The organism is Ginsengibacter sp. (assembly GCF_057362405.1).
This window is the reverse complement of sequence record NZ_JBMQQG010000135.1, coordinates 1-8378: the sequence shown is the minus strand read 5'-3', so window position 1 is coordinate 8378 and position 8378 is coordinate 1. Positions and strand designations below refer to the sequence as shown.

The 8378-nt window shown below is 38.8% G+C and carries 8 protein-coding genes and 1 pseudogene; 7 read left to right on the top strand and 2 right to left on the bottom strand.

Features of this window, described 5'->3' with window-relative positions:
- Positions 1–39 precede the first annotated feature (39 nt).
- From ACO1O5_RS11085 to ACO1O5_RS11075, 3 genes are all read left to right on the top strand, one after another.
- Positions 40–342 (top strand): hypothetical protein, encoded by a 303-nt coding sequence (locus tag ACO1O5_RS11085; protein ID WP_486270167.1) that lies wholly within the window; start codon positions 40–42, stop codon positions 340–342.
- Between the two features lie 66 nt (positions 343–408).
- The gene (locus tag ACO1O5_RS11080) at positions 409–1035 is read left to right on the top strand and encodes a porin family protein (protein ID WP_486270165.1); all 627 of its coding nucleotides are present in this window, start codon (positions 409–411) and stop codon (positions 1033–1035) included.
- 82 nt (positions 1036–1117) lie between these two features.
- The gene (locus ACO1O5_RS11075; RefSeq protein WP_486270163.1) at positions 1118–1837 is read left to right on the top strand and encodes a ribonuclease H-like domain-containing protein; all 720 of its coding nucleotides are present in this window, start codon (positions 1118–1120) and stop codon (positions 1835–1837) included.
- 148 nt (positions 1838–1985) lie between these two features.
- Here the strand turns inward: ACO1O5_RS11075 and gcvP are convergent, their stop codons facing one another.
- Positions 1986–4856, bottom strand: coding sequence for an aminomethyl-transferring glycine dehydrogenase (gcvP, locus tag ACO1O5_RS11070; protein WP_486270161.1), 2871 nt, complete (start codon positions 4854–4856; stop codon positions 1986–1988).
- Between the two features lie 141 nt (positions 4857–4997).
- Between gcvP and ACO1O5_RS11065 the strand changes: the two genes are divergently transcribed.
- The 4 genes from ACO1O5_RS11065 to ACO1O5_RS11050 all read left to right on the top strand — a co-directional run bounded on the left by ACO1O5_RS11065 (position 4998) and on the right by ACO1O5_RS11050 (position 8089).
- A complete protein-coding gene (locus ACO1O5_RS11065; protein WP_486270159.1) occupies positions 4998–5471 on the top strand; it encodes a YkgJ family cysteine cluster protein in 474 nt (157 codons plus the stop codon).
- Positions 5472–5561: 90 nt separating this feature from the next.
- Entirely contained in the window at positions 5562–6818 is a 1257-nt protein-coding gene (pepT, locus tag ACO1O5_RS11060; protein ID WP_486270157.1) for a peptidase T, read from the top strand.
- Positions 6819–6977: 159 nt separating this feature from the next.
- On the top strand, positions 6978–7652 hold the full coding sequence (locus ACO1O5_RS11055; RefSeq protein ID WP_486270155.1) for a MotA/TolQ/ExbB proton channel family protein: 675 nt from the start codon (positions 6978–6980) through the stop codon (positions 7650–7652).
- A gap of 32 nt (positions 7653–7684) precedes the next feature.
- Positions 7685–8089: an ExbD/TolR family protein gene (locus tag ACO1O5_RS11050; protein ID WP_486270153.1), complete on the top strand. Its 405-nt coding sequence runs from the start codon at positions 7685–7687 to the stop codon at positions 8087–8089.
- A 22-nt stretch (positions 8090–8111) separates the two neighbouring features.
- Here the strand turns inward: ACO1O5_RS11050 and ACO1O5_RS11045 are convergent.
- Positions 8112–8378, bottom strand: a pseudogene (locus ACO1O5_RS11045) (hypothetical protein); the annotation flags it as partial.

Below are 8378 nucleotides of genomic sequence, written 5' to 3'. Positions count from 1 at the left end.
TTCAAAATCAATTTTATCTAATTTTCTAAAATCAGTTTTATGAAAAGGCTTTTTTCAACATCAGTTCTTCTATTAATTGTTTTATTTTCTATTACAGGCTGTGGACCTTCCTATATAACCGTTGGCACCAGGCCGGTGGCGCCTGTATATGCAAGGCCGGTTGCACCAGGTGCCCACTATGTTTGGATTGAAGGCGAATGGATAAGAAGCGGTCATGGATACGTTTACCGGAGGGGATACTGGGCAGCACCTCGTCCGAGGTATCATCATTATATAAGTGGCCATTGGCAACAGGGAAGAGGTGGGTGGTATTGGGTTCCGGGACACTGGAGCAGAAGGTGATTTAAATATAGATGAAACGCATTGGCATAAATATTGATTTACCATGTTGTACAATTTTACGGCCTTATGAAAAGATTGCTCTTAGCTTTAATGTTTTTTACTTCTTCAAATGTTTTTTCGCAAGGCAAAAAATTTGATCCAAATTCTGATCATGAAAATTTTTTCCGGTTTGGAGCAAAGGCAGGAGTAAATATTAATAAGATAAATGGGCAGGCTTACAAGGACGGATTTAACTATAATTATTTGCTGGGTGTTTTTATGCAATTTAATTTTTCTAAAACCTTTGGACTACAACCCGAATTTAATTTTGTTCAAGCTTCATCTGAATTTACAACTGATGCTTCCACTATCTATGACGATTTGTTTTTAGATGGAAGTCAGAAAAAAGCAAAATTAGATTACCTGAAAGTGCCGTTGCTATTGAATATTAATGTTGGACCCAGTAAACGAGTGAAATTGCAATTAGGGCCTCAGTATGGAAATGTTTTGAGCCAAACTGTTGATAGCCTTAAGAGCAATGGAGATATTTTTAAAAAGGCAGACTGGTCAGCAGTTGGCGGATTATGGTTGCAAATTCCGTTTATAAATCTTGGTGCCCGTTATGAAGTTGGTTTAACAAACTTAAACGACATAGATAATCAACAAAAATGGAAAAGCCAGGCCTTTACCATATTTGCAGGGTTTACATTTTAACTCCATATACATCCGTTCTTATTTTGGCCCCGTTTGTTAACGGGGCTTTTTGTATATTCATTGAGATTTAACTCAACTTCTTATGCAACAGATTGCCATTGAAAATTTATTTCTTTTGGATATTGAAACGGTTTCGGGTGTTCAGCATTTTAGTTTATTAAATGATGAATGGAAAGAACTGTGGTCTGAGAAAATCCTAAAAAGTCTGCCACCAGATATCACACCGGAAGAATATTATCCAAAACGTGCGGCCATACTTGCGGAGTTTGCAAAAGTTGTTTGCATCAGCACAGGTTATTTTAAAAAAGAAAATAATGAATGGCAATTAAGAATAAAATCGTTCTTTTCGGAAAATGAAAAAGATGTTTTGGAAAGTTTCACAAGAATGCTGGAACAGCTGCATGCGAAAAATTCAAGGTGGATTTTCACGGGGCACAACATTAAAGAATTTGATATTCCATTTTTAAGCAGGAGAATGCTGGTAAATAATATCGCAATCCCATCCTATATTGACTTTCAAAATATGAAGCCATGGGACACGCCCGTGCTTGACACATTGCATTTGTGGCGCTTCGGTGATTACAAACATTATACTTCGTTAAAATTGCTTGCTGCAACGCTGGGCGTACCCTCTCCTAAAGATGATATTGATGGCAGCAAAGTCGGCGAAGTGTTCTGGGAGGAAAAAGATCTGGAGCGCATTGCCATTTATTGCCAGAAAGATGTCGCGACAGTAGCTAATGTTTTATTGAGATTTAAAGGGCTGCCTTTACTAAATGAAAATCAAATCGTTTTTTGCTGAACTAATTTTGATTTTTCGCCCGACTTGTTTTTTTATAATTAGGGGGGAAGTGCCACGCATTATACCAGGGAACAATCTACTTCAATCACTATTAGGGCAAAAAAAGTTCCGGCAACGGAACTTTTTTAAGACAATTAATTTTTAAGGTTTATACTTCTGCCTCTACATAGGCGCTAACCGGTTCGCAAGTACAAATTAAATTTCTATCCCCATAGGTATTATTAACCCTGCTCACACTTGGCCAGAATTTATTCTGTTTTAAATACTTCAGCGGAAAAGCGGCTTTGCTCCTGCTATAAGAATGCTTCCAATCATCGGCAGCAATTACGTTTAAAGTATGTGGTGCATTTTTTAGAACATTATCTTTCTTATCTGCCTCACCATTTTCAATTTCTTTTATCTCATGATAAATTTTTATCAACGCGTCGCAAAATCGATCCAGTTCTGCTTTGCTTTCACTCTCCGTTGGTTCAATCATGATTGTCCCGGCTACTGGGAAACTTAATGTTGGCGCATGAAAGCCATAATCCATTAATCTTTTAGCCACATCTTCAGCTTCAATGCCAACAGTATTTTTGAAAGGCCTCAGGTCAACGATAAACTCATGCGCACAGGTCCCGCCTTTCCCGGTGTATAAAATTTTATAATATTTTTTCAATCGGTACTTCATATAATTTGCGTTCAAAATCGCGTATTCAGTGGCTTTGCGAAGTCCTGTCTGGCCAAGCAACTTTATATAAGCATAACTGATCAATAAAATACTGGCTGAGCCAAATGGAGCTGCACTTACCGACCCTTCTCCATTATTTTTGCCAGGCAGGAATGGAGCTAATTTTTCGTTCACACAAATGGGCCCCATACCAGGCCCGCCACCACCATGCGGTATGGCAAAGGTTTTATGAAGGTTGAGGTGACAAACATCAGCACCAATATGTCCTGGCGAAGTTAGACCGACCTGCGCATTCATGTTTGCGCCATCCATATAAACGAGGCCGCCATTATCATGAATCAATTGGCAGATTTCTTTAATTGTTTCCTCAAATACACCGTGAGTTGATGGATAGGTAACCATTAATCCGGCAAGTGAATCTTTATATTTTTCAGCCTGCATTTTCAAATCAACCATATCAATATTTCCCTCGTCATCACATTTGGTAACCACTACTTTGCAACCCGCCATTACCGCTGATGCAGGATTGGTGCCATGCGCAGAAATAGGAATTAATATAACATTGCGATGAAAATCATTCCTGCTCTCATGATAACTTTTAATAGTAAGCAAGCCGGCAAATTCACCCTGGGCGCCGCTATTAGGTTGCAAACTGCAGGCAGCAAAGCCGGTTATCGTACTCAGCAATTTTTCAAGTTCATTCGTAATGTAGGCATAGCCGTTAGTTTGATCAGCAGGGGCGAAAGGATGTATCCTGCTAAACCCGGGCCAGCTTACAGGAATCAATTCCGTAGCAGCGTTAAGCTTCATGGTGCAGGAGCCTAACGCAATCATAGAATGTGTTAATGACAAATCCCTATTCTCGAGCATTTTTAAGTACCGCATCATTTCTGTTTCACTATGATAAGTGTTGAAAACAGGATGTAATAAAAATTCCGAAGTTCTTGTGAGTGATGTTGGAATATTATCCAAAGAGCTTTCGTAGTCGAATGTGGCCATAGAAGTATCGCTATCTATTGACGACGTAAAAACATTTATGATATCAAGAACATCGTTCCTTGTAGTAGTCTCATCAAGTGAAATACTAACGAGGTTATCTGCCGGAAAGTGAAAATTCATCTGATATTTTTGAGAAATATCTTTTATTTTATCTGTATTATCTATTTTGAAAGTAACCGTATCAAAATAATTTTCATTTTGCAATTCAAACCCTTCGTCCTGGAGCTCAGTTGCCAGGGTTTTTGTAAGCAAAGAAATTCGTTTAGCGATGTCCGTTAGACCCTCAGCACCATGATAAACCGCATACATTGCGGCCATGTTAGCCAAAAGCGCCTGGGCCGTACAAATATTGGAAGTGGCTTTCTCGCGGCGTATATGTTGTTCCCTTGTTTGCAGCGCCATCCTTAAACAGCGATTGCCCCGTGCATCTACACTCACGCCAATAATTCTCCCGGGAATATTTCTTTTAAATTCATCTTTAGTCGCAAAGAAGGCCGCATGTGGGCCACCATAACCCATGGGCACTCCAAATCTTTGGGAAGAGCCGATCGCAACATCTGCTCCCAATTCTCCGGGAGGAGTAAGTAAAGTAAGCGCCATTAAATCGGTGGCCATTATTACCTGCACATTTAAAGCATGGGCCTTCTCAATAAAATTTCTGTAATCTTCAATGCTTCCTTCACTATTTGGGTATTGAACGATGGCGCCAAAAAAAGAATCGTTCAAAATCATGGAATCATAATTTCCAAAAACTATTTCAATACCAACCGGCTTTGCCCTGGTAATTAAAATGTCTTTTGTTTGGCTAAATATTTTTTCATCTATAAAAAAATTCGGCGCCGATATATGATCATGATCTTTGTTCTTATGATTAAAAAGCATTGCCATCGCTTCCGCAGCCGCGGTTCCTTCATCAAGCAAGCTGGCATTAGCTATGGGGAGTCCCGTAAGATCGCTTACCACAGTTTGATAATTCAAAAGGCTCTCCAGCCTTCCTTGTGCAATCTCGGCCTGGTAGGGCGTATATTGTGTATACCACCCCGGATTTTCAAAAAGGCTTCTCAGAATAACATTGGGCACAATAGTATCATAATATCCCTGGCCGATATAGGATTTAAACACTTTGTTCTGTTGAGCAATCTCGTTTAACTCATTTAAATATTCGAACTCACTTACAGCTTGAGGCACATTTAATTCTTCTTTCAATCTGATGCCCGCTGGGATTGTCTTATTAATCAGTTCTTCAATGGAATTCACCCCAATTTCGCTTAACATATCTTTTGTTTCTGCTTCATTTGGCCCGATATGCCTGGCTGTAAATTCCGATGATTGTTTCTCAAAAAGATTCATATATACTTTATTTTTTCACTGAAATGAAGCATCAAACTCATTTCCTTTTTATCTATACAAAATGAAGGCGCAAAGTTACGTTGCAAAACGGAGAAAAATGGTGTTGAGTTTATAAGGAAGAGTGAATTGTATATTTACAAAATGAAAGAGGAATTATTGAATAATTGGGAAAAGAAATCGGCTCTAAATCAAAAAAAATATAAAGATTTCCTGAAAAGGGCTGACAAAAACAAAGTGCTAAAAGCGCTGCCCGATTTACATGAGGAAGCTTTTGAAAAAATTAACTGCCTGGAATGCGCCAATTGCTGCAGAAATTATTCTCCCCGCTTCAAAACTCCTGACATTAAGAGAATTTCGAAGCACCTGAAGATGAAGGAGGGCGATTTTATTGAAACTTATTTATATCTCGACCAGGACGGAGATTATGTTGCAAAAAAAACTCCTTGCCCTTTTCTCGGCGAAGACAATTATTGCTCCATTTATGAAAACCGGCCTTCGGATTGCCATCGGTTTCCATATACCGATGAAGATGTATTGCTAAAACGGCCTGCAATTACATTAAAGAATTCTACCTTTTGCCCGATCGTATATTACGTATTGGAAAAATTAGTATGAACAATGATTTATTGGAAATAACGAAATTCATAAAATGGTTTTTCTTTGTTCCTTTGCAACAATTACTCAAATCAATTCTTAGCAATAATTATGGCAGATATAGAAATAAACAAAGATGCGATTGCCGAACGTTTTATGCGCTATGTTCAAATTGATACACAGAGCGATCCGCAAAGTAAAACGCATCCATCTACAGAAAAACAAAAGAATTTAAGCAGCTTATTGGCAAAGGAATTAAAGGAGTTTGGCATTGCCGATGCCGAGATGGACGAATTCGGATATGTTTATGCAACCATTCCATCTAATTCGCCAAAGGAAAATATTCCTGTTATCTGTTTTTGCAGCCATGTTGACACTGCTCCTGACTGCAGCGGAACAGACGTCAAACCTATCCTTCACAAAAATTATGATGGCGAGGAAATTATTTTGCCCGACGATACAACGCAAGTGTTATCTGCTGTTACGCATCCCTATTTATATAAACATATAAAAGAAGATATTATCACGGCAAGCGGAAAAACATTATTGGGTGCTGATGATAAGAGCGGCGCTGCTGCTATTATGCAGGCGGCAGAGCTTATGGTAAAAAACCCTTCGCTTAAACATGGAACTATAAAAATATTATTTACGCCTGATGAAGAGGTTGGTAAAGGGACCGCCATGCTAGATATGAAAAAACTGGGCGCCAACTTCGGTTATACTTTGGATGGAGGTGAAGCCGGGAGTCTGGAAGATGAGACCTTCAGTGCTGATGGAGTAACCATAACAATCAATGGAGTAATTGCCCACCCAGGCTACGCAAAAAATAAATTGGTAAACGCGATAAAAATAGCCGGAGAAATTTTACATGCATTGCCAACAACCGAATGGGCGCCCGAAGCCACAGAAAAAAAAGAGGGATTCGTTCACCCGGTGCGGCTGGAAGGAATTGCGGAAAAAGCAACCATTGAATTTATTGTGAGAGATTTTGATACTGATGTTTTAAAAAATCATGAAGAAAGATTACGAGGCATTGCTGAAGAAGTAGTGAGCCATTACCGCGGAGCATCTATGGAATTTACAGTTACGGAACAATACCGCAATATGAAACAGGTGCTTGATCAGCATCCACAAGTGGCTGCATATGCGGCTGAAGCTATCAATCGTGCCGGACTGGATGTTACAACAGAAAGCATTCGCGGTGGAACGGATGGTAGCAGGCTTAGTTATATGGGATTACCTTGCCCTAATATATTTACGGGTATGCAATGCATTCACTCCAAACTGGAATGGATAGGTGTGAAGGATATGGCGAAAGCTGCAGAAACGATTGTGCACCTGAGTATGATTTGGGAAGAAAAAAACTAAGACACAAAATATTTTATAAAAGGTTAACCTTAAACGTTAGAAATAACCCAAAAGGTTTTGAAAGCATTTTTTAACATTTAAGTTAAAGTTTATTGCACATATTAACGCAACCACTCATTTATAGAATTACTCTTTACATTTGTCATCAAACCTACGTACATGGATTTATTTCTCCTGCAAATTGACACAACCTCGATAACGCATGCTGCTCCCAAAACCCAAAACTTATGGGAAGTGCTGGTAAGTGGTGGTGTAATAATGATTCCTCTTGCTGTTTTATTTCTTATTGCTGTTTATTTCTTTTTCGAAAGATTGATCGCGATAAACAAGGCATCAAAGATTGACGATAATTTCATGCGCATCATCAGGGATCACATCGTAACCGGAAATGTTGCAGCAGCAAGAAGTTTTTCAAAAAACAATGATAACCCCGTTGCGCAGATTGTAGATAAAGGTATACAGCGAATTGGCAAACCGATGGATGCCATTGAAAAAAGTATGGAGAATGTGGGCGCTCTCGAATTATACAAACTTGAAAAAAATCTTTCTATCATTTCAATAGTGGCCCGCATTGCCCCGTTGTTCGGTTTTCTTGGAACCATTATCGGTATGCTTGCTTTATTCAAAGGCATTGCTCAAAGCACTGAATATACGCCCAACACCATTGCCGATGGTATTTACATTAAGATGATCACTTCTGCCACGGGCTTAATCATTGGTATATTAGCGTATATTGGTCACAGTTATCTTGCCGCACAAATTACCCGCATCGAAAATAAAATGGAAATAGCTACGGCAGAATTCACCGATATTTTACAGGAACCCACCCGGTAAGAAAATCACTTTTTGTAAATTAATAATTGAACGTGAGTATAAGAAAACGATATAAAAATGAAGATACAGAACTGGATACGGGTCCTTTGAACGACATTTTATTTATACTTATGTTTTTCTTCCTCATCATTTCTACATTGGCAAATCCCAATGTTATTAAAATGAATAATCCCAGGGCAACAAGTGAAACCAAGGCTAAACAGAGTGTGATTGTGAGCATAAATAAAAACCGGGATATTTACCTCGGGCAGCGAAAAATTCTTTTTGATTCACTGGAGTCGGATTTGAAAAAGCAACTACGCATTGGCGATAGTATAAAGCCAGCCGTGGTGATTAATGCCGATTCCCTGGTAAGCTGGGGTGATATTGTGAGAGTAATGCAGGTGGCTAAAAAGCTTGGTGCTACAACTTCCGCATCAGTTAGCAGCGCAAAATAATTAACTGGTGTAATTCATAAACTTAATTTGATTTCAGGAAAGTTGCTTTTATCATTCTTTCCTTTCCGTATATATCTTTTCTAACTTCCGTTTTAAAGTCGTAGCTCAAAAAGATTTGCTGTATCTCTTTAGAAAAGTCCTCATGAATTTCTACAAAAATATTTCCACCTGTGCTTAAATGTGATTGTGCAAAATGGGCAATTTTATTGTAAAACAGGAAAGGACTATTATCGTCAACAAATAATGCAATGCCAGGTTCAAAGGCAATTACATTCCTGGCTAATTTGTC